Below are 21,406 nucleotides of genomic sequence, written 5' to 3' on the forward strand. Positions count from 1 at the left end.
CGTCGGGGAATGAAATCGGACCGGGGTCCGGTTAGATCAGATGTAGCCCGGACCAACAACTTCTCAAGGAGCAACACATGAGCGCCACCACCATCACCACCACCAATCTGGAAACCGGCACCTGGACCATCGATCCGACGCACTCGGCCGTTGCCTTCTCTGTGCGCCACCTGATGGTGAGCAAGGTTCGTGGAAACTTCGACACCTTCTCGGGTGCCATCACGGTCGACGAGAACGGTGTCCCTTCGGTCACCGCCGAAATCGATGTCGCCTCCATCAACACCGGCAACGAAGGCCGCGACGGCCACATCCGCTCGGCAGACTTCTTCGAGGTCGAGAAGTACCCGACCGCGACCTTCACCTCGACCGCGGTCAAGGCCGACGGCGATGACTACCTGGTCGACGGCGACTTCAACCTCCACGGCGTCACTCGCCCGATCACCCTCAAGCTCGAGTTCAACGGTGTCAACCCCGGCATGGGCAACGGCCCGGTCGCCGGCTTCGAGGCCTCGGTTGTCATCAACCGCAAGGACTTCGGCATCAGCATCGACATGCCCCTGGAGACCGGCGGCAGTGTTGTCGGCGACAAGATCACCATCACCCTGGAGATCGAGGCCGGCAAGTCTGCCTGAGTCCTCGACTTCAGCAACGGCACACTGACTGCCTGATCGGTCGTTCCCAGACCCTGATCAGGTCAGGCGGCGGCCGCACAACCGGAAGATCCCGGATGTGCGGTCGCCGCTGTGCGTTCTGCCCCCTGCGTGTTCGGCCCTGTGCGCTCAGCGCGGACCGACACCGGTCATCAGCACATCGATGAGGGCTTCGATGAACTCCGGATCCACCGGTTCCCGCGTCAACAGCACGCGAGCGTAGATCGGGGCGTGGATCACTTCGAGAACCAGCGCATAGTCAGGTTCCGCACTGAAGTCGATCTCGCCGCGGTCTGCCGAGCGCCGGAAGATCGCTTGCAGCACTTCGATTCGGGTCTCGAGCATCCGGCGTTGCAGCTCTGTGAGCGGATCGATGTCGACCGGCATCGCGGCGATCCGCAGGAGGGTCTTCACCTGTGGACTGGTCAGGGCCGTGTGCAGATCTGTGGTCAGCGCGACCAGGTCGCTGCGCAGAGAGCCGGTGTCGGGTGTGGGGAACGTCGGGTCGAAATGATCGATCAACGCATCGGTGACCAGCTGTTCCTTCGTCTTCCACCGGCGATAAATCGATGTGACGTGGACACCCGCCCGGTCCGCAACCTGCGCGATGGTGAGGTTGTCGAAGCCGACGTTGAGCAGTTCGTTCAAGGCAGCGGACATCACGCCATCCCGGACAGCGGCGCCGCGGCGGTGGGACCGGACCCGCAACGTCGACTCGGGAATGGGGTCGGAAGACCCGGATTGTCGCACCCATCGACTCTAACGCAACTCGAGTTGCATTATGTATAGTGGCCCGTAACTTCGATCGACGTCTGGCTGCGACTGCGGCCCCGTGATCTGCGGTGAGAGTAGGTGGACATTGACCGTGCCTCCGGCCGGCCGACGTTCCCGGCTCGCGGACGCCTTCAGGCGCATTCGCAGCATCGACAACCGCATCGATCACTTTTTTGTCGACGTGCCCGATCCGAGCCTGGACGGTCCGGCCAGTCGTCGGCAGGTCGCCAATCGCTTTGTGATCCTGGCGGCGATCGGTATCGCGATCAGCAATCTCGCGGCCGCCTTCGAGACCGTGGTCATGATCCAGCTGGTGATGACCGGCGGCGAGTTGAGTTTCCCGGGTATGGTCGACGCGGCGAATATTCCGATCCTGATCTGCTCCGTTGTCATCGGTCTGCTGGTCGGGGCCGCGGTGGGGACCGCCGTGCTGTATCCGCAACTCACGTGGTTCGTGAAAACCGTTCCGGCATCCCCGGAGCGGCGCAGGTCGATTCAGATGATGCCCCTGCAGCAGGCTGGTACCGCGTTGCTCACGTGGGGAATCGGAGCGTTGATCTACATCCCGTTCGGGCTCGGTGGCACCGCGGTCGAGTTCGTCGTGTTCGGTTCGGCGTTTCTGATGGCGGGCACATCGGCTGCCTGCCTCACCTACCTCTTTGTCGAACGGGTGTCGAGGCCCCTCGTGGCGATCGCCTTGCGTGACGGCGTGCTGGTCCGATCCATCCTCGGCGTCCGCGAACGTCTGGTGGCGGTCTGGATCGTCTTCTGCGCCGTGCCGTTGGTGGGCCTGATCGCCATCAACGTCGGTCGACTCCCGGGCTGGATTCCCGGGAGCCACCACGTCGTCGACATCCCGACGGTGGTGCTCGCCGCGTTCGGGTTGATCGGTGGCATCCGGTCGACCGTGCTGGTGTCCAGGTCGATCACCGACCCGCTCGGTGAGATCCGTGGTGGTATGGAGCGGGTCAAGGCCGGGCAGGCGCATCCGATTCTCGAAGTCTATGACTCCTCCGAACTCGGAATCCTGCAGCAGGGCTTCAACGACATGGTGTCGGGGCTGGCGGAGCGTGAGCAGATCAGGGAGTTGTTCGAACGGCACGTCGGTGACGGTGTCGCGAAGTTGGCGCTCGAACAGGGCGCGGGTTTCCACGGCGAGAACACCTTTGTCGGCGTGATCTTCGTCGATGTCCAGGGGTCGACCATGCTGGCCGAACGGGAAGCGCCCGAAACCGTCGCGAGCCTGCTCAATGGGTTCTTCGCAATCGTTGCCGAGGTGGTCGACCGGCACAGCGGGTTCATCAACAAGTTCGAGGGCGACGCGGCACTGGCGATCTTCGGTGCACCGAGCGCGGTCTCCGACCCCGCCGGCGCCGCGCTGGCCGCCGCCCGTGACCTCTATGCCGAACTCGAAGTACTTCGGCCACTACGCTTTTCGATCGGAGTGTCGGCCGGGACCGTGTTCGCCGGCAATATCGGGGCCGTCAAACGCTACGAGTACACGGTGATCGGCGACGCGGTGAACGAGGCGGCGCGGTTGTCCGAGGCGGCGAAATCGGTTCGTGCACACGTCTTGGCGAGTGGTTCGGCGATCGACACGTCCGACGATGAGCACGGCCATTGGGATTCACTCGGCTCTCTCGTCTTGCGGGGTCGTGCGGTGCCGACGAAGCTTTATACGATTCCGGTTGATCGTGACCAGGGGAGTCGTAGCCTGAAGTCGTTGATCGGCACCGCATTGAAGATGCCGACATCGATGATGTCGGGCGTTGTCGGGGAAGGAACCCGGTCGCTGTTCGGAGTACGCGACCGGAGATAGCAATCACATCGATGCTCGAACGACGAGGGGTTAGGTAGAGACGATGACATGGACCACGGCGGACATCGGCGATCAGGGCGGTCGCACGTTCCTGATCACCGGAGCCAACAGCGGACTCGGTGAACAGACGGCGCTGGCACTGGGGGCGGCCGGTGCGAATGTGATCCTGGCCTGCCGAACCGTCGCAAAAGCGGAGCCTGTCGCCGCGCGGATCGGTTCCAATGCCACCATCACCGAACTCGATCTCGCCGACCTGAGCTCTGTTCGCGCCTGCGCCGAGCGGACCGGTCCCATCGACGTTCTGATCAACAACGCGGGTGTGATGGCAATACCGCAGGGACGCACGGTCGACGGCTTCGAATCCCAGATCGGCACCAACCACTTCGGGCACTTCGCCCTCACCGGTCTGCTCCTTCCCAAGATCTACGACCGGGTGGTCACGTTGTCATCTGCGATGCACCAGATCGGCAAGATCAACCTCGAGGACCCGAACTACCGGCAGCGCTCCTACTCGCGATGGCCCGCGTACGGACAGTCGAAACTGGCCAATCTGCAGTTCTCCTACGAACTCGCGCGGCGGCTGGGCGCGGCCGGTTCACCGGTGAAATCGATGGCCGCTCATCCCGGATACGCGGCCACCGAACTGCAGTCGCACACCGAATCGCTGTGGGATCGCTTGATGGGGGTGGGAAACCTCATGGCGCAGTCTGCTGCCGACGGTGCGCTGCCCAGTCTGTACGCCGCGACCTCGGATCAGGCGCGATCCGGTGGCTTCTATGGCCCGACCAAACTCGGTGGGATGCGCGGGGCGCCGGGGCCTGCCAGCGGCAACAAGCGATCACGTGACGAACTGGTGGCGGCGGGCCTGTGGGAATTGTCGGAGTCGTTGACCGGCGTGACCTATCCCTTTGACCCGGCCCAGTCGAACTGATGGGTGGACGGTAGGCGACATCCCGTTGCCGGCCGTGACTCGATCGGGCTCGTTGCTCGCGATCTCACTGCTGATCGAATCCCTGCGGTCAACACCTCACACCATCATGCAGATCGTCTTCGACTCGAGGTAGTTGTCGAGCCCGGGTGCGCCGTTCTCCACGCCCCAACCGGACTGCTTGTGACCACCTTTGGGTAGCTCAGGCGAGAAGTAGGAGTGGCAATTGATCCATACGGTTCCCGCCTTGACGTTCGCGGAGAGTCGATGGGCGGCACTGAAATCGCGTGTCCAGACGCTGGCGGCGAGCCCGTAGTCGGTGTCGTTGGCCCAGCTGAGTACCTCGTCGATGTCGTCGAACGCGGTGACCGCCACCACCGGTCCGAAGATCTCCTCCCGCATCAGCGCCATGTCCGGGCCGGCGCCGGTGATCACGGTCGGCCGGTAGAAGCTGCCCTCTCCGTCGACGACCGTGCCTCCGGAGACCACTTCGGCTCCACCGGCCACGCCGTCGTCCACGTACTCGGCGACCCGCGCCCGGTGCGCCCGGCTGACCAACGGACCGAGATCGCTGGCCGGGTCGAGTCCGTGGCCGAGCCGCATCGAAGAGGCTGTGGTCGCCAGACCGTCGACGAGATCCTGGTATGCGCCGCGCGCGACGTATACCCGTGAACCGGACACGCAGACCTGCCCCGCGTTGGCGAAGATGCCGCGGGCGACGCCGGGCACCGTGATCGACATGTCGGCGTCGTCGAGGACGATCACCGGCGACTTGCCGCCGAGTTCGAGCGTGAGCCGGGTGAGGTTTCTGCCACCGGCGTTCTCCACCAGCTTCTTACCGACCTCGGTGGACCCGGTGAAGGTTACCTTGTCGACTCCGGGATGCTGCGCCAGCGCTCGACCGACGTCACCGTCGCCGGTGACGATGTTGACCGCTCCTGCCGGGATACCCGCGGCGAGAATCAGTTCGCCGAGGCGGATCGCGGTCAGACTGGTCTCCTCAGCAGGTTTGAGCACCACGGTGCAACCGGCCGCGAGTGCGGGCGCCAGTTTCATCGCCGCCATCAGCAGCGGCGAGTTCCAGGGCACGATCGCCGCCACCACACCGACGGGTTCACGCACGGTGTGTGCCATCATCTTCCGGCCGGCCGGCTGGTAGGTGATCGACGGTGTGATGGTGGTTCCCGAGATCTTGTTCGCGTAGCCGGCGTAGTACCGGAACTGTTCTGCTGCAGAAGGAATCTCGGCGAAACGGGAGGTGGCCCACGTCTTGCCCTGGTCGAGTGTCTCGAGTTCGGCCAATTCGTCGGCATGCTCATCGATCAGATCAGCCAAGCGCCACAACAACTTGCCGCGCGCGGTGGGGGTGCATTGTGCCCACCGCCCGGTCAACGTCTCACGCGCCGACCGCACGGCCTGGTCGACGTCCACCTCTGAGGCGCAACCGATCTCGGCGAGCAGCGCGCCGGTGGCCGGGTCGCGGCTCTCGAAGATCCCGTTGCCGGTCGCCACCCAGTCACCGGCGATCAAGATTTTCTTGGGTGAGCTACTCAGGAACTCGGCGCTGTGGCGGGGAACTGTGATCGGGGTGTTCACGCGTCTGCTCCTCGGCGGCTGCGGGCGGGCGGAAAGGGCAGGGCTCCATAGCGCAGCCCCTTCGCTTTGAGCCAGCGTCGATAGGTGATGGACGAACCGTCTGCCCGGGTGGGGATTTCGTCTCGCGGGTTCAGCGGCAGCAAGAGGGGCCGTTGATTCTCGACGATGATGCGGTCCTGCAGGAAGATCGTCTGCTCGAAGTGGAGGAGGTCGGTGTGGTCGGTTTCCTGATCGACCAGGTACATCACCGGCTGTGCGCGGCACAGGGTTTGGGTGATCGGCTGGATGAACAGAGCGATCGCGTCCTGCCGGGTCGGGTCGGCCGGTGACACCCGGTAGAGCACCACCAGGTACGGGGCGGGGACCCGGTAGGACAGTCGCGCGTACGCGCCCTCGGAACTCGCACTGACCTGCGGCTGGAAGAACGTGCAGTTTGTGGCCCAGACCTCGTCGACGTCGCGGCGGATCTCCGATTCGTACTTGGCCACCTCGGTATTCGACTCGCCGCCGAGGATTCCTGGATGCACAAACGGGAAATGTGCCATGTCGAGGAAGTTCTCCACCACCCGGCCGGGTGAGGTGCGCATCGTGATCCATCCGCACGGTACGTACCGCCGATCCGGTTCCAGCGATTCGGGGAGGTCGAAGACGTCCCCGGCCGGGGTGCCGAGCGTGGTCCAGACGAATCCGTAGCGGAGACGGACCGGCAGCTCGACGTCGTCGGCGTGAACCAGCGGGACGTCCGGACCGTTGGCCACACAGGTCACTTCGACGCCGAGAAGTGGTGTCGTGATGGCACCGTGGTCCAGTTCGGTGAGGGCGCACACGGCATACCATTGGTCGAGAACCACCGGATCATCACATCGGCCATCGTCGCTGTGATCGTCAATCGTGGGCACCGAAGACTCCTTCCAGATCGTCGTGTCCGGCGAGCCAGTCCGACCGCCTTTTGAACAGGCCCGGCACCGAGGCGCGGGCGCGGGCGATGATGTCGGGCAGATCCTGCGAAATGAGCTGTCCGTCGCGTACCACGACCCGGCCGTCGATCATCGTCAGATCCACATCAGACCCGCGCACCGCATGGACCAGATTGTGCTGCAGGTTGAAATACGGACCTTCCGGGAAAAACGGTGTCATCCGCGGGGTGTCGGTACGGATCGCGATCAGATCGGCCTTCTTTCCGGGCTCCAACGACCCGATGTCGGCGTCCAGTCCGAGACCACGGGCACCGTTGATGGTGGCCATCTCGATCACCTTCCAGCTGTCGAGGGCGGCGGCATCCCCGCACGAGAGTTTTGCGAGCAGGGAAGCGGTTTTCATTTCCTCGAACATGTCGAGGTTGTTGTTCTCCTTCTCGCCGTCGGTACCGAGCCCGACGAGTACGCCGGCAGCGAGCAGGCGTTCGATGGGTGCCACCCCGCTGGCCAGTTTCATGTTGCTCACCGGATTGTGGACCACGGCGACACCACGCTGCGCGAGCAACGCGATCTCGCTGTCGTCGAGCCAGACCGCGTGCGCGAGCATGGTGCGGGGGACGTCGAAGAATCCGAGTCGATCGAGCGCCGTCATCGGTCGGCTACCGAATCGCCTGTCGAACTCGCCGATCTCGATCTCCGACTCGCTGCAGTGGGTGTAGAAACCGGTGTCGTAGTCGCGTGCCATGTCGATGGCCCGGCGCCGGCCGGCGGCATCGGCATAGAAGACGTGCTCGAGTCCCACCCAGACCGATACCCGTCCGTTCGCGGCACCGTGACTGCGCTGCAGCAGCTGTTCGTTGTCGTCGAGGGTGTCGAAGTAGTCGAAGTCGGGGTGTGCCCCCGTGTAATTGACTGTGACAAGCCGGTTTCCGACCCCGGTGGCGGCGACAACGCTGCCGTGCATGTGCCGCCACATGTCCACCACAGTTGTGGTGCCGGCCAGCACACTCTCGGCGTAGCAGAGCCAGGACGCCGCCTCCGCCTCGGCAGCGGACACCACCCGGTGCATGGGATCGATGTGCACGCGCAGCCATTCCCAGACCGGAAGCGACTCGGCCGTTCCGCGCAACAGCCCGGAGTGACTGTGCGCGTTGATGAGTCCGGGCATCAGCAGCCGTCCGGGCAGTGCGGTCACCTCGGCGCCGGGGTACGTAGCGGTGAGCCGGCCGGTGGATCCGACGGCGACGATCCGGTCACCGTCCACCAGGACCGCGCCATCGGGGATGACGGTGCGGGCGGCGTCGACGGTGACCACGGCGTCGGCAGTGAGAAGAGTGCTCATGCGGCGCGCCTTCCGGCGATCAGATCTGCGGCGCGCTCGGCGAGCGCGACCACGGGGGCGTTGGTGTTGCACGAAGGCAAAACGGGGATCACCGAGGCGTCCACCACACGTAGATTGTCGATGCCGTACACGCGCAGGTCGGGGTCGACCACGGCGGCGTCACCGGTACCCATGGCACAGGTGCCCGCGGTGTGGAAGAACGTCGAACAACTCATCCGCACGAACGCTGCGCGGTCGGCTCCGGTGAGTCGGCGATCCGGTGCGATCGGGCGGTCGATGAGCTCACGGTAGGCCGCGGTCTCGGCCAAATCCATGATGGTGTCGAGTCCGGCAACCAACGCGGTGAGATCACGGGGATCGGAGAGGTACCGCGGATCGATCTCCGGTGGGGTCGCCGGGTCGGCGGAGCGCAGGGTCAGCTGTCCGACGCTGTGCGAGCGCATCAGCCCGGGGGAGACCGCAAAGATGTGGTCGGAGCCCGAAAGACTGTACTTCGCCGCAACCTCGGGTGTTGCGTGTGGACCCTGGACGACAAATGCATGCAGGTCGGGGAGGAGCTGCTCCGGTGAACTACACCAGTTCAGGATGGCCCCGCCGCCGTTGTCGCGCACCGACCCCATCGGCCGGCGTGCGGCGAAGTTCACCCCCATCAGAAGTGGGTGGTCCTGCAGGTTCTGCCCCACACCCGCCAAGGCGCTCCGGACCCGGATCCCATGCGCGCCGAGCTGTTCGGGGTCGCCGATGCCCGCAAGCAGGAGCAGATGGGGACTCGAGATCGCGCCGGCCGCCAGGATCACTTCCCGGTCGGCGCGAACCACGGATCCGCCGATCTGGACGCCGATGCAGCGCGGACCATCGAAAACGAGGGCGTGGACATGTGTACTGGTCCGCACGGTGAGGTTGGGCCGCTGAGCCGCGGGGTCGAGATATGCGCGGGCCGTACTCATCCGCCGGCCGCCGGAGATCGTCAGATTCGCCAGGGACGCGCCGAGGACGTCATCGCCGTTCGAGTCGTCGAGGACCGGAAAGCCCAGTTCCGCCGCCGCACCCAGCAATGCCTCGGCGACCGGATGAGGATCTGCGGGTGTGGTGATGGTCAGTGGTCCTGCGCCGCCGCGCAATTCGGAAGCGCCGCCCTCCCAGTTCTCGCAGCGCCGGAAGTACGGGAGCATCGCCTCCCAGTTCCAACCCGGCGCGCCATTGTCCTCCCAGGTGTCATAGTCGCGCGGATGTCCCCGGTACCAGAGCATGGCGTTGATGCTGCTCGAGCCTCCGAGTACCCGCCCGCGGGGTATCGGGACCACGCGCCCGTCGAGGTCCGGGTTGGCCGCGTAGGTGTGACCCCAGTCGTGGTCTCCCGACAACAGTGACGCCCAGCCGGCCGGCTCGTCGATCTCGCGGAGCCCGACGTGACTCGGCCCGGATTCCACCAGCAAGACGGTGACGTCGGGATCTTCCGAGAGTCGCGCCGCCAGAACACATCCCGCCGACCCGCCGCCCACGACGATGTGGTCGAACGTCTCAGTTGTGTTCACTCGGCCCCATAATGGTGATCTGTTCGGTGGCCTCCACATGCCGGACGAAGATGTACTTGTCCTCCCGACCGTCGCTGTGTTTGCGTTTGATGCCGGATTCGACCACGCTCGAGACCTTCGCGACCAGTACGTAGGGCTCGTCCGCCGTCAGGCCGGCCGCGCAGTGCTGTTCGAACTCCTCGAGAGTGGTTGCGGTGTAGGAATGTTCGATACCCGCGCCGCGGGCGATCGCTGCGATGCTGACGATGCCCTTCGACGTGTGCGTTGGCGGGCCCCCGATCGACTGGTAGCACTCGTTGTCCCAGACCACGGTGAACAGATTTCGGGGACGTTCGTTGGCAAGGGTGGCGAGTATGCCGAGGTTGAACAGCATCCCACCGTCGGTGTCGAGGGAGATGATGCGGCGGTGCGGCAGACCGGTCGCGAGTCCGAATGCCTGTGGGGTCACACATCCGAGTTGCTGCTGAAACAGGCTGGCGCTGCGCATGTGCGGTGCGGCGGTGTACCACTCGTCGACGCTGGCGCCCAGCGAGACGATCACCAGTTCGTCCGACAGTTTGTCGGCGAGTACCTTCATGCAGTCGAATCGGGTCATGCGTGCGCTCGAGTCGTTCATCGGACCAGTCCTCCGCCCAGGGCAATTGCCGAATGATGGTATGCCGCATAAGACCACTCGAAGGCGTCGTGGATCGCCCGCTCGATCTGGTCTTCCTCCCGCACGATGCGGTAGGGGATCCGCAGTGCATCGAGGATGGGTTCCATCGTGATGCCGTGCGGGACGGCCCACCAGTTGTTCTCACCCAGTTCGCCGCGGTAACTCATGAGCATGATCACCGGTATCCCGGCGCCCAGGCCCATGCGGGCCAGTGGTTCCACCGAGGCGCGCAGCCCTGAGTTCTCCATGATCAGCGCAGCTCGTTTGCCCGAGAGGAAGATGCCGCCGCAGATGGCCGCTCCCTCACCCTCGTTGGTGACCTGGATCGTGCGGATGTCGGGGTCGGCGTCCAGAGCCGGATAGAGCTCCTTGAACAGGGAGTCGGGGAGATAACACACGGTGCTCACGCCGGCCTTCTTGAGGCCACGGATCACCGCATCTACTGCGTTTTGTTGCATGGCAAGCCTTTTCTTCTCGGATGTCAGGGGAATACGGGGATACCGGGCATCGCGACGAAACCGGGCAGTGACTGCATTCGGCGCAGCCACCATCGCAGCGCCGGATAACGTCCGCGGTCGATGCCGATGTCCCGGGTGAGGGCCGCGCCGGGGAAGAGCGCGATATCGGCGATGCCGGGATGTGGTCCGGTGACCCAGTGGTTGTCTGTTCGCGCAACCGTGAGATGGTCCTCGAGGTGTTGTACCGCGACCGTTGCCCGGGCGGCGGCCTCATCGAGGGGAGCGGTGCTGTACAGGGCCAGGTCACGCGCGGCGTTGATGGCATCGAATGTGTCGGCGCTGAAGTTGAGCCAATCGGTGAGTTGTACGTCGTCCATGGAATTGCCTGGCGCCCAGTGGGTATCGGGAGCGAACTCCGTCGCCAGATACCGCAGGGCCTCCTCGGCGCCGCGGACGGTGTGGTCGCCGTGGCGCAGGACGGGGACCTCGCCTACCGAACCGGACGTCACCGGATAGCAGTTCACGGGCACCTTGGTGTAGTCGATACCGAGCAACGCCAGCCCGAGTCGCACCTTGTAACAGTTGAGGTCGAGTTCGAAGTCGTCGAGCCGCAATTCCGTCACGATGCCACCGCCACGTGTGCGTTCATCTCGTCGCGGAACTCCTGCGCCCACAGGATGATCTGGCGCAGGAGGTCCGGTTCGGCACCCTCGACGCCGACGCAGATGTGTATCCCGGTTGTTGCCTCGTCGCAGACCTGGAGGCCGATGACGATGTCGGATCCGTCGACGGTGGTGTGGACGAGATTGTCGGCGTGTTGCAGGGTGTCCGTCCGGTTGCTGAGCCACTCCAGGATCTGGGGAGGCGTCGCGTTCACGTACACCGAGCAGGCCGGCGTCGCAGGGTATTCCGGCGGCATGTCCGCTGCCGGTTCGATCTCGCCCCTGGTGGTACCGGAGCGGCCGTCCACCCACACCATTCCGTAACGCTCGGCGGTGCGGTACCGGTCCGCGCGGACCGAACTCGGCGGATCGAGGTCGGGATGGGCGGGTATGTGGCGACATCCTCCCGTGGACCCGTATTCCCAACCGTGGTAAAGACATACGAGCCGATCCTCACGGACGAAACCCAGGCTCAACCGCATGCCTCGATGTGGGCAACGATCGTCCCAGGCGTGGACGAGTCCATCGCTTCCCCGCCACAGCGCGATGGCGTGGCCCTGCAGCATTGTGTCCGTCGACGAACCGGAGGGCACGTCGCGGCTCAATGCCACCGGGGCCCAACCCGAGGCACCGGCGCGGTGGGATGAGAGCATCTCGGTGGTTCCTTTCTCTTGCGGGCCGGCCTTCGTCACCTCCGCCTCCACGTCGAGCACCTCGGAGCGCGCGATGATGAAGTCGCAGAAGGCAACCCGCATCAGATCCCCGCTCAGGATCAGGGTTGCCACAGTGTGACCACTCAGATCATGTCGAGGATCTTGGTGGTGAACAGCTGGTCCGCGGTCACATCGATCCCGTTCGCGGACAGTGTCGCGATGTTTTTCTCGATCAGTGCCGGCGGCAGGGTGAGCAGTCCGCCGGCGTCGGTGTCGGGTGTCACCATGATCTGCGGCAGGGTCTGTGACTCGAGCAACTGCTGTGCGCGGTCGAAGCCCTGATCTTTGCCGAAGACGTTGAGTGTCAGGTTGGTGCCGAGTGTGGGATCGGCCACGTTCGCCTCCCAGCCGAGTCGTTCGGCGCGAAGGAATCCGGCGAGCATCTCGGGATTCGAATCGACGGTCTCGGTTTTGGCGAAGTAGACACCGGAGAAGACGGCGTAGCCGAAGTCCGCGAACAGAAAGGTGTTTGTGGCAATACCTTTGGTCTCGAGTTGTGTGGGCTCGTTGATGACGAAGACCACCTGGCCGTCTACTTCCTTGTTCACCACGGGCGCGGGATCGAACTGCACGGGGACGACTTCGATGCTGTCCGGGTCGATGTTGTTGATCTGCAGCAACAGGTTGAACGACGTCTCGTTGAGCGCAGCGACCCCGATCTTCTTACCGATCATCTCCTGGGGAGAATTGATGGGTGTTTCGGCGAGGGACAGAATGCAGAAGGGACTCTTCTGGAATCGTGTGCCGAAGACCTTGAGGTCGGCGCCCTGCGTGATCGCGTTGGCCACCACATCGGCGTTGCTGCCACCAACAGCAGCCTTGCCGGACATCACCACGGTGTCAGGGCTGACATTGGGCCCGCCGTTGAGGAATCCGACCTTGAGTTTGTTGTTCGTGTACAGACCTGTGTCCGAGGCGATCCAGCTGCCGGAATGTTCGGTGGTCGGCAACCAGCTGAGCTGGTAGTCGATGGTGGTGGTGCCGTCGGCTGCCACCGATGTCGAGGATCCCGAGCAGGCTGTGAGCAGTGTGGGTCCGCCGAGAGCGATGGCTCCGAGGCCGAGACCGCCCTTGAGTAGACTCCGTCGGGACAGCGAAAATCCTGAGTGGGACATGGTTTCTCCTTGTGGTGAAGACGCGTGACGGGGCAGAGTACGTGCGGTAGGTGCCGTGGAGTTCGTGGCGAGACCGGGACGTCGGTGTCAGGTCAGGACGGCTTTTTGCATACGGGTGGCGATACGCCGATGTTCGCGCAACATGTCGGGAAGAACGGCCGAGATCGGTTGTCCTTCGTCGACAACGACTTTGCCGTTCACAACGGTTGTCCAGGCGCGGCCGGGACCGCAGCGGAGCAATGCCTCAACGGGATCGGACAGCGCACCGGCCAGGGATACCGGGTCGAGGTGCCAGGCCACCAGGTCCGCGACAGAGCCCACCGTGAGCTGTCCCAGTTCGTCGTCCCAACCGAGGCACCGTGCCGAGCCGACGGTGGCGATGTCGAGAGCGTTGCGGGCGGTCATCGCAGTCGGTCCGCCTTGGAACCTAGCCAGCAGCAGCGCTGTTCGAGCTTCCAGCCACATCGAGGCGTGGTCGGTGGAGGCCGATCCGTCACAACCGAGGCCGACGGCCACGCCGTGCTCGCGAAGCGTCTGGACTCTGGCGGTGCCGCCGCCGATCAACATGTTGGAACTCGGGCAGTGGGCCACGCCGACGCCTGCCGTAGCGAGTCGTCGGGCCTCGACGTCGCTCGGAAAAATGAAGTGCGCCACCCACGATCGCGGTCCGGCCCAGCCCACATCCTCGAAGTGCTCGACCGGCGTACGGCCGTACTTCTCGAGGCAGAAGGTGTGCTCATCGGTGTCCTCGGCGAGGTGGGTATGCATGCGGACATCATGTTTTTCGGCCAGCTCGGCGGTCGCACGCATGAGAGTGTCGTCGACGGAGAAGGGGGAGCACGGCGCGAGGCCGATCCGGATCATCGCTCCGGGTTTCGGGTCGTGGTACCGCTTGACCAGGCGTTCGGAATCCTCGAGTATCACATCTGCGGTCTGCGTGACGCTGTCCGGCGGAAGTCCGCCGTCCTTGACGGACAACGACATCGAACCACGCGTCGGATAGAACCGGAAGCCGATGTCATCGGCTGCGCGGATCTGGGCGTCGATCAGATTTGGACGTGGATGAACGTAGAGGTGGTCCGTGGAGGTGGTACAACCGCCGAGCAGCAGCTCGGTGAGCCCGATGTACGTCGAGACGTACACCGCCTCCTCATCGAGCATCGACCAGATGGGATAGAGACCGGTCAGCCAGTCGAACAGGGATCCGTTCACCACCGGACCATAGGAGCGAGTCAGATTCTGATAGATGTGATGGTGGGTGTTGATCAGGCCTGGAGTCACCAATCGGCCACCGAGAGAGCGGGTTTCGGCTGCCTCCGGCTCCGTTCCTGCAGTTCCGACGGCGGCTACGCGTCCATCCGAGACCGCGAGCCAGGCATTACTGGTCTCACTACCCGGCTCGAGCATGAGGTGGCCGATGTCGCGAAAAAGCGTGTCGTACATTCAATCCTCCAGTGGGACAGACAACTTTCGTCTGTGGTGGCCCTCGCGCCCACCACTGGAGGTGAATGTCCTCTTCTGGAGGGGAGCTCCAGATCGTGTCCGGCAAGCCGGGCGGACTGTTCCGGCTCGATCGTTCTCCGCCGGTAGCTCCTGAAGTTACGGTTGCCGTTTGTCTGGGACGAAACGGCGATGTTAACGCTGCGTAACCGGCACCGCCGCCGACCGTGCCGAACCGACCGCCGACAGTGCCAAAGATGCATGGCTGCATGCAATTTCGGCACGCTCGGCCGTGTTTAGAGCACGCTCGGCGGGGATTCGGGCACGGTCGGCGGGGATTTGGGCCCGCTCGGTGGGCTACCAGACCCCTGGGGGACGGAACTGCACACTCACGCGCGGGCCGACACCGGTGGTCTTGGGGACCGCGTGCTGCCAGGTGCGCTGACAGCTGCCGCCCATCACCAGTAGGTCGCCGTGGCCGAGCGTGAATCGCAGTGACTGACCCCCGCCGACCGGGCGGAGGGTCAGTGGCCGCGGTGAGCCGAGTGAGAGGATCGCGACCATGGTGTCCTCGGATTTGCCCCGGCCGATCGTGTCACCGTGCCAGGCGACACTGTCATTTCCGTTGCGGTACAAGCACAATCCAGCCGATGCGAACCCCTCCGGCAGCTCCGCGCGGTAGTAGTCGGTGAGGGCGTCGCGGCAGGTGTCGACCAGCGGGTGCGGGGTGTCGCCGGCATCGAGGTAGTGGCGGACCAGCCGCGGCACCTCGAGGACGCGGTCGTACATCTGCCTCTTCTCGGCGCGCCACGGAACATCGGCGCTCAGTCGGTCGAAGAGCTCGTCGGCACCGGTGACCCAACCCGGTCGCAGGTCGACCCAGGCGCCATCGGTGAGCTCGCGGCGGACCGTACGACCCGCCAGCGGATTCAGCGCGGCGGGGGTGGACGTGTCGCCGAGGTCCTCGAACAGCGACACCTGACGTCCGGGACTCATGGGTCGACCATAGCGTGACTAGAACACATGTGCGATTGATCTGTCGTCCTGTACTCTATAGCGCAACACAGTTTACGAACCCATTACCATCCGTGCCGGTCGGTGCGGTGGTAGCGACCCGCATCACCAGCAGAAAGAGCCATGGCCAGCGCACCGCGCACTGATAAACCCTTCGACAACGACCCGACGACCGTAGCGGGGTCGACCCCGCGTTGACACTCGTGTCCATCGGTTTCGGTGTACTTGTAATCCTCCTCATCACCGCGCTCACCGGCTATTTTGTTGCCCAAGAGTTCGCATATATGTCGGTCGACCGGTCGCGTCTGAAGGCGCGCGCCGAGGCCGGTGACCGGGGAGCCGCTCGAGCGCTCGCCGTCACCCGGCGCACGTCGTTCATGCTTTCCGGGGCTCAGCTTGGAATCACCGTCACCGGTCTGCTCGTCGGCTACGTCGCCGAACCCCTCCTCGGCAAAGGCCTCGGTGAGTTGCTCGGCGGTGTGGGCATCCCGACCGCTGCCGGAATCGCGATCGGTGCGATCATCGCCGTCGGCTTCTCGACCCTGGTGCAGATGCTGTTCGGTGAACTGTTCCCGAAGAACCTCGCCATCGCACGCCCCGAGCCCGTTGCCCGATGGCTCGCCATGTCGACAACGCTGTATCTGCGCCTGTTCGGCTGGCTGATCTGGTTGTTCGACCAGTCATCGAACCTCCTGCTGCGGGCGCTGCGTATCGAGCCGGTGCACGACGTCGAACACTCGGCGACCGCGCGCGATCTCGAGCACATCGTCGCCCACTCGCGCGACGCCGGAGAACTGCCTCCCGAGTTGTCGACCTTGCTCGACCGGATTCTCGACTTCCCGACTCGTACAGCCGAACACGCGATGATCCCGCGGTCGATGGTGGGGACGGTGCATGCCGACCTCCCCGCGGCCGACGTGGTGGCGCTGATGGGTACCGGGCACACCCGGTACCCGGTGATCGGCGCGACGTCCGATGACTTGCTGGGTGTGATCCACCTGCACGACCTGCTCGCGGACTCGACCTCTGGTACCGCGTTGTCCCGCGCGCGCCCTGCAGTGGTGGTACCGACGACCCTGCCGCTGCCGCAGGTACTTGCCAACATGACCGAGAACTCCGATTCGATGGCTCTGATCGTCGACGAATACGGTGGATTCGCCGGAGTCATCACCGTCGAGGACATCGCGGAGGAGTTGGTCGGTGAGATCGCCGATGAGCACGACCCCGACGGCAACGCCGATGTGGAGGGCAACGCCGAAGAGGGCTGGACGATGCCCGGTGGGATGCACGTGGACGAGGTCGAGCGCATCGTCGGGTACCGGTTGCCCGACGGTGACTTCGAAACGCTGGCCGGAGCGGTGGTCGCCGAGTACGAAGGCCTGCCCGACGTGGGAGATCGCGTCGAGATCGAGCTCCAGCCGGACCCCGCCGATCTGGTCAGCGATGACCGGGTTCCGGTGCGCAGGCTGGTCACCGAAGTGACGTCGATCGACAAGCATGTGCCTGCACTGCTTTTCGTGACGCTGTCGGTTGACGAAGGGATCCGGCGATGAGCAACCCGTGGGTCGTCCTGATCGTCACCGTCGCGTTGATCGCGGCGTCGGCGTTTTTTGTCGCCGTGGAGTTCGCGCTGATCGCAGCCCGCCGACATCGGCTGGAGGATGCCGCGCCGGACAGCCGTTCAGCCCGGGCGGCGTTGCGGAGCTCGTCTGAGCTGTCGGTCCTGCTGGCCGGCTCGCAACTGGGTATCACGGTCTGCACCCTGGCCTTGGGTGCGGTGACCAAACCGGCCGTCCATCACTGGCTCACCCCGATGTTCGACGACTGGGGTGCCCCGTTGTGGCTTGCCGATGTCCTGGGATTCGTGCTCGCCCTGGTTATCGTCACCTTCCTGCATCTCGTGGTCGGGGAGATGGCCCCGAAGTCCTGGGCGATCGCGCACCCGGAGAAGTCCGCAACCATGCTGGCCTTGCCGATGCGGGCATTCATGTGGCTCACCCGACCGCTGCTGGTGACCCTGAACGCGATGGCGAACTGGCTCCTGGTCAAGGTCGGGGTGCGGCCGGTGGATCAAGTTGACACCGGCCAGGATCCGGACGCGCTTCGGCACCTCGTGGAACACTCGGCGACGATGGGAACCCTCGACGAGCGGTATCGCGGCCAGTTGGCCGTAGCCCTCGAACTCGAGAACCTGACGGTCGGTGAGCTGGTGAAACTGGACACCGAACCGAGCTCCATCGATGTCGGCGCGACCGCCGTCGATATCCGCGCGGCCGGGGCAGTCACCGGACATCTGCGCCTGCTCGTCAGCGGCAGCGCCGGAATCGAAGGCGTGGTACATGTTCGGGACAGCCTGACCGTGCCGTCGGCCACCACCGCGCGTGAATTGATGCGGCCGGCGCTGACGCTCGACACGGCTACCCCGGTCTATGAGGCGTTACAGACGATGCGGGAAACCCGAAGCCATCTGGCTGTGATCACCGACGGTGCTCAGCCCTGCGGACTGCTGACCCTCAGCGAGGTCGTGGAGAAGCTGCTGCCCGCGGAGGCAACAGGCTGATGGAGCCGGCGGTTCACGGCGTCATGAGCAGCAAGGTGCGCCCCAGGCTTCGGCGGGATTCGATGGTGGTGTGGGCCGTCGCGGCGTCGGCAAGCGCATAGGTCTGGCCCACCTGGACCCGGAGATCGCCGGAGGCGGCGATCTGTATGACCCGGTGCAGAAGCGATTGTCCGCCGGTGTACGGATCGGCATTCAGCTGACTCAGTGCCGTGGCGGACACGTCCGCGCCACTGCCGCCGAGATCGGCGAAAGTTCCTGCTGCCGAGCCGTACCCGATGAAGCGGCCGCCAGGGCGGAGCGTCGCCGCGGCGATTCCTCCGACGGATCCACCGGTCCCGTCGAACACCATGTCGACGCCGTTCCCGGTGATCTGCCGGACCTGTTCCGGCCAGTCGTCGGTGGTGTACCGCACCGCGTCCGTCGCGCCGAGTGCGGTGGACAACTCTGCTTTCGCCGCGCTGCTCACGCCCGCGATCACCTCGGCACCGGCCCTCGTGGACAGCTGCGTCAGCAGCGTTCCCAATCCGCCGGCGGCCGCGGTGATCAGCACCCGCTCCCCAGGTCGGATCTGGGCGCCTTCAAAGGCCGCCAGGGCAGTACGGCCATCGTGAACCAGGGCCGTGGCCACATCGAGTGCGAGTTCGTCGGGAACCGGTACCACCGTGCCGGCGTCGGCGAGAGCGAACTCGGCGTAGCCGCCGATCGGTAGACCGCGGCCGATTCCGCTCGCGGCGGTCCGGCTGATCACCCGTCGACCGAGCAATGAGATGCCCTCGTCGTCGGCGACCCCGACAACGGTTCCACCGACCCCGCCGCCCGGGACGTAGGGCAAGGGCAACGTGAAGTAGTCGGTGCCCCAGCCGCTGCGCAGGCGGACGTCGAGGAACATCACGTCCGCGACAGCCACCTCGATCAGGACCTGCCCCGGCTTCGGCGACGGGATGGGGGCGTCGACGAGTCGGAGTACCTGCGGATCTCCGAATTCCCGGACCTCGATCGCTCGCATCGTCTGCCGGTCATGCACCGCGGTTGCGTTCATGGGACCACCGTAGAACTTCAAGGTGACATGAAGTCAACCCCGAACCGCTGTCCGGGCGATGGTCAGGCCAGAGCGCGCAATCGCTGTGCGGCCTGCTCGATGACGTTGTCGCGCTTGGCAAATGCGAACCGGACCAGGTGGCTCCACTGGTCCTGATGATCGACGAACGCGCTCACCGGAACTGCGGCGACGCCGATCCGGCCGGGCAGATCGCGGCAGAACGCCGCACCGTCGTGATAGCCGAGCGGACGGGGATCGGCGCAGACGAAGTAGGTGCCCTCGCTGCGGTGCACGTCGAACCCGACATCGGTCAGGGCGCTGGTGATGAGATCGCGGCTGCGTTCCAGCCGCGCCGCGGACTCGCGAACCCAGTCCATCTCGGTATCGAGCGCGAGGGCGACCGCCGGCTGGAACGGTCCGCTGCCGACGTAGCTCATGAACTGCTTGGCGGCGCGGGCTGCGGCAACGAGTTCCGCAGGCCCACTGATCCATCCGACCTTCCACCCGGTGCAGTTGAAGGTCTTGCCGGCCGACGAGACACGCAGCGTGCGCTCCTTCATGCCCGGTAGGGTTGCCAGCGGCGTGTGCGTGCGATTGTCGAACAGCAGGTGCTCGTAGACCTCGTCGGTCAGCACCAGCACGTCGTTGCTGATGCAGGCGGCCGCGATGGCGTTCAGATCATCGTCGGAAAGAACTGTGCCGGTGGGGTTGTGCGGGGTGTTGACGATGACGAGGGCGGTGTCGGAGGTGATCGCGCGGTTCAACGCGTCACGGTCGAGGGTGAAACCGTCGCCGTCCGCAGCGAGCGGAACCGTGACCCGGTGAGCGCCCGCCATCGCCGTGGCCGCGGCGTAGCAGTCGTAGTACGGTTCGATCATCACCACGTCGGAACCTGGTTCGACCAGGCCCACAACTGCGCCGGCGATCGCCTCGGTGGCACCGACCGTGATCAGGACCTCGGTGTCCGGGTCGTACTGCAGCCCGTAGTGGTGGAGTTGATGCCGAGCGACGGCTGCCCGCAGTTCCGGGATACCCGGGCCCGGAGGGTACTGGTTGTGTCCGGTGGCAATCGCGTCCTGAGCGGCCATGAGCATGGCCTGCGGGCCATCGGTGTCGGGGAAGCCCTGCCCGAGATTGATGGCATCATGCTGGACCGCGAGCTGGGACATCTCGGCGAAGATCGTGGACGAGAACGGTTGTAGCCGTTTGACGATGCGCATGTCTGAAGCCCTCCTGAAGATCTCCGGTGCCCGCAGCCGTCCACGCTACAGCGGCCACCAGGGGCGTCTGCGTTTCATCTCGGAGCCGCAGTGTTCAGCGGATAGGCTCTGAACCTCAGAGTCGTCAGCCGCCAGGAGGCATCGCGTGTCAGATCATGGTCCGTACCCAGGGGCTCCGGGGCCGGGTGGTCCCGGTGGCGACAACCCGTATGGGCAGCAGAATCCCGGCCCGATGTATCCGCAGCAACCCGGCCAGGCCTACCCGCAACAACCGGGTCCGGTCTATCCTCAGCAGCCAGGACAGCCATATCCCCAGCAACCCGGTCAGCCATATCCCCAGCAGCCAGGTCCGGTCTACCCGCAGCCAGGTGCCCAGCCTTATGGCGCGGTCCCGCAATACGGCGCTAGTCCGTATGGCAACTACCAGCAACCCCCGAATCGCAACAAACGCACGCTGTGGGTGGTTCTCGGAGTGGTCGCGGCGGTACTGGTCGCCGGGGTCATCGCCGTGGTGGCGCTGGCGGTTGTCCTCGCCGAAGACATCGACGACGTCGAAGCCGGCGACTGCGTCAGGGTCACCGGCGCCAATACCGACGTGGACTTCGAGATCGTCGACTGCGACACCACATCTCCGCTGAACTTCATCGTCGCCGAGAAACTCGGATCGGCATCGGACTCCTGTGGGGGAGAGCAGTATTCCGAGCTCACCGAACAAGGCGAAGACGCGACAAAGCTGTGCCTGGTGCCCAACTTCCAGGAAGGCAGCTGCTACGAGGTCCCGCTGCTGTCTCTGACCGGGATGAAAGAGGTTCCCTGCGGCGATGTCGGGAGCAGCCAGATCAACACAGTGGTGAAGGTCATCACCAGGGTCGAGTCGACCACCGTTCCGGGCTGTCCGGACGCGATCACGTTCGACCGACCCGAACCCATCGGATTCTGTCTGGCCAGCCCCACCGAGTGATCGGCCGG

Annotated in this window: 20 protein-coding genes; 6 read left to right on the forward strand and 14 right to left on the reverse strand. The window is 64.9% G+C overall.

Going from position 1 to position 21,406, the window contains the following annotated elements; translation table 11 throughout:
- Positions 1-77: 77 nt before the first annotated feature.
- Positions 78-632, forward strand: coding sequence for a YceI family protein (locus tag VIQ49_RS08210; RefSeq protein WP_331883020.1), 555 nt, complete (start codon positions 78-80; stop codon positions 630-632).
- Positions 633-779: 147 nt separating this feature from the next.
- Here the strand turns inward: VIQ49_RS08210 and VIQ49_RS08215 are convergent, their stop codons facing one another.
- Positions 780-1,400 carry a TetR/AcrR family transcriptional regulator gene (locus VIQ49_RS08215; protein ID WP_331883023.1) on the reverse strand — a complete coding sequence of 207 codons (621 nt, stop codon included), beginning with the start codon at positions 1,398-1,400 and terminating at the stop codon, positions 780-782.
- A gap of 115 nt (positions 1,401-1,515) precedes the next feature.
- On the opposite strand from VIQ49_RS08215, the gene VIQ49_RS08220 reads away from it, so the two are divergent.
- Both VIQ49_RS08220 and VIQ49_RS08225 read left to right on the forward strand, forming a co-directional pair.
- The gene (locus VIQ49_RS08220; RefSeq protein WP_331883095.1) at positions 1,516-3,243 is read left to right on the forward strand and encodes an adenylate/guanylate cyclase domain-containing protein; all 1,728 of its coding nucleotides are present in this window, start codon (positions 1,516-1,518) and stop codon (positions 3,241-3,243) included.
- 43 nt (positions 3,244-3,286) lie between these two features.
- Positions 3,287-4,174, forward strand: coding sequence for an oxidoreductase (locus tag VIQ49_RS08225; RefSeq protein ID WP_331883026.1), 888 nt, complete (start codon positions 3,287-3,289; stop codon positions 4,172-4,174).
- A 96-nt stretch (positions 4,175-4,270) separates the two neighbouring features.
- Here VIQ49_RS08225 and VIQ49_RS08230 read toward each other — a convergent pair whose 3' ends face one another.
- The 11 genes from VIQ49_RS08230 to VIQ49_RS08280 all read right to left on the reverse strand — a co-directional run bounded on the left by VIQ49_RS08230 (position 4,271) and on the right by VIQ49_RS08280 (position 15,600).
- Complete coding sequence (locus VIQ49_RS08230) at positions 4,271-5,767, reverse strand: aldehyde dehydrogenase family protein (RefSeq protein ID WP_331883028.1); 1,497 nt, start codon at positions 5,765-5,767, stop codon at positions 4,271-4,273.
- Complete coding sequence (locus VIQ49_RS08235; RefSeq protein WP_331883031.1) at positions 5,764-6,666, reverse strand: aromatic ring-hydroxylating dioxygenase subunit alpha; 903 nt, start codon at positions 6,664-6,666, stop codon at positions 5,764-5,766. The genes VIQ49_RS08230 and VIQ49_RS08235 overlap by 4 nt, the downstream gene beginning before the upstream one ends.
- Positions 6,653-8,026 (reverse strand): amidohydrolase, encoded by a 1,374-nt coding sequence (locus VIQ49_RS08240; protein ID WP_331883034.1) that lies wholly within the window; start codon positions 8,024-8,026, stop codon positions 6,653-6,655. The genes VIQ49_RS08235 and VIQ49_RS08240 overlap by 14 nt, the downstream gene beginning before the upstream one ends.
- On the reverse strand, positions 8,023-9,561 hold the full coding sequence (locus VIQ49_RS08245; RefSeq protein WP_331883036.1) for a GMC family oxidoreductase: 1,539 nt from the start codon (positions 9,559-9,561) through the stop codon (positions 8,023-8,025). Before VIQ49_RS08245 ends, VIQ49_RS08240 begins: the two co-directional genes overlap by 4 nt.
- Positions 9,548-10,177 (reverse strand): thiamine pyrophosphate-dependent enzyme, encoded by a 630-nt coding sequence (locus tag VIQ49_RS08250; RefSeq protein ID WP_331883039.1) that lies wholly within the window; start codon positions 10,175-10,177, stop codon positions 9,548-9,550. The genes VIQ49_RS08245 and VIQ49_RS08250 overlap by 14 nt, the downstream gene beginning before the upstream one ends.
- Positions 10,174-10,674, reverse strand: a complete 501-nt coding sequence (locus VIQ49_RS08255; protein WP_331883042.1) for a thiamine pyrophosphate-binding protein — start codon at positions 10,672-10,674, stop codon at positions 10,174-10,176. Before VIQ49_RS08255 ends, VIQ49_RS08250 begins: the two co-directional genes overlap by 4 nt.
- A 23-nt stretch (positions 10,675-10,697) precedes the next feature.
- Positions 10,698-11,297: a glutathione S-transferase family protein gene (locus VIQ49_RS08260; RefSeq protein WP_331883046.1), complete on the reverse strand. Its 600-nt coding sequence runs from the start codon at positions 11,295-11,297 to the stop codon at positions 10,698-10,700.
- On the reverse strand, positions 11,294-12,121 hold the full coding sequence (locus VIQ49_RS08265; protein WP_331883049.1) for a Rieske (2Fe-2S) protein: 828 nt from the start codon (positions 12,119-12,121) through the stop codon (positions 11,294-11,296). Before VIQ49_RS08265 ends, VIQ49_RS08260 begins: the two co-directional genes overlap by 4 nt.
- An 11-nt stretch (positions 12,122-12,132) precedes the next feature.
- Positions 12,133-13,164 carry an ABC transporter substrate-binding protein gene (locus VIQ49_RS08270; protein WP_331883052.1) on the reverse strand — a complete coding sequence of 344 codons (1,032 nt, stop codon included), beginning with the start codon at positions 13,162-13,164 and terminating at the stop codon, positions 12,133-12,135.
- An 87-nt stretch (positions 13,165-13,251) separates the two neighbouring features.
- On the reverse strand, positions 13,252-14,607 hold the full coding sequence (locus VIQ49_RS08275) for an 8-oxoguanine deaminase (protein ID WP_331883055.1): 1,356 nt from the start codon (positions 14,605-14,607) through the stop codon (positions 13,252-13,254).
- Positions 14,608-14,961: 354 nt separating this feature from the next.
- A complete protein-coding gene (locus VIQ49_RS08280) occupies positions 14,962-15,600 on the reverse strand; it encodes an alpha-ketoglutarate-dependent dioxygenase AlkB (protein WP_331883057.1) in 639 nt (212 codons plus the stop codon).
- A 212-nt stretch (positions 15,601-15,812) separates the two neighbouring features.
- Between VIQ49_RS08280 and VIQ49_RS08285 the strand changes: the two genes are divergently transcribed.
- Positions 15,813-17,171, forward strand: coding sequence for a hemolysin family protein (locus VIQ49_RS08285; RefSeq protein ID WP_331883060.1), 1,359 nt, complete (start codon positions 15,813-15,815; stop codon positions 17,169-17,171).
- Positions 17,168-18,178 carry a hemolysin family protein gene (locus VIQ49_RS08290; protein ID WP_331883063.1) on the forward strand — a complete coding sequence of 337 codons (1,011 nt, stop codon included), beginning with the start codon at positions 17,168-17,170 and terminating at the stop codon, positions 18,176-18,178. Before VIQ49_RS08285 ends, VIQ49_RS08290 begins: the two co-directional genes overlap by 4 nt.
- Positions 18,179-18,191: 13 nt before the next feature.
- Here VIQ49_RS08290 and VIQ49_RS08295 read toward each other — a convergent pair whose 3' ends face one another.
- A complete protein-coding gene (locus VIQ49_RS08295) occupies positions 18,192-19,217 on the reverse strand; it encodes a zinc-binding dehydrogenase (RefSeq protein WP_331883065.1) in 1,026 nt (341 codons plus the stop codon).
- 62 nt (positions 19,218-19,279) lie between these two features.
- Entirely contained in the window at positions 19,280-20,437 is a 1,158-nt protein-coding gene (locus tag VIQ49_RS08300) for a pyridoxal phosphate-dependent aminotransferase (protein ID WP_331883068.1), read from the reverse strand.
- A 145-nt stretch (positions 20,438-20,582) separates the two neighbouring features.
- Between VIQ49_RS08300 and VIQ49_RS08305 the strand changes: the two genes are divergently transcribed.
- Positions 20,583-21,398, forward strand: a complete 816-nt coding sequence (locus VIQ49_RS08305; protein WP_331883071.1) for an LppU/SCO3897 family protein — start codon at positions 20,583-20,585, stop codon at positions 21,396-21,398.
- Positions 21,399-21,406 lie beyond the last annotated feature (8 nt).

It is taken from the genome of Williamsia sp. (assembly GCF_036566845.1).
Taxonomy (GTDB): domain Bacteria; phylum Actinomycetota; class Actinomycetes; order Mycobacteriales; family Mycobacteriaceae; genus Williamsia.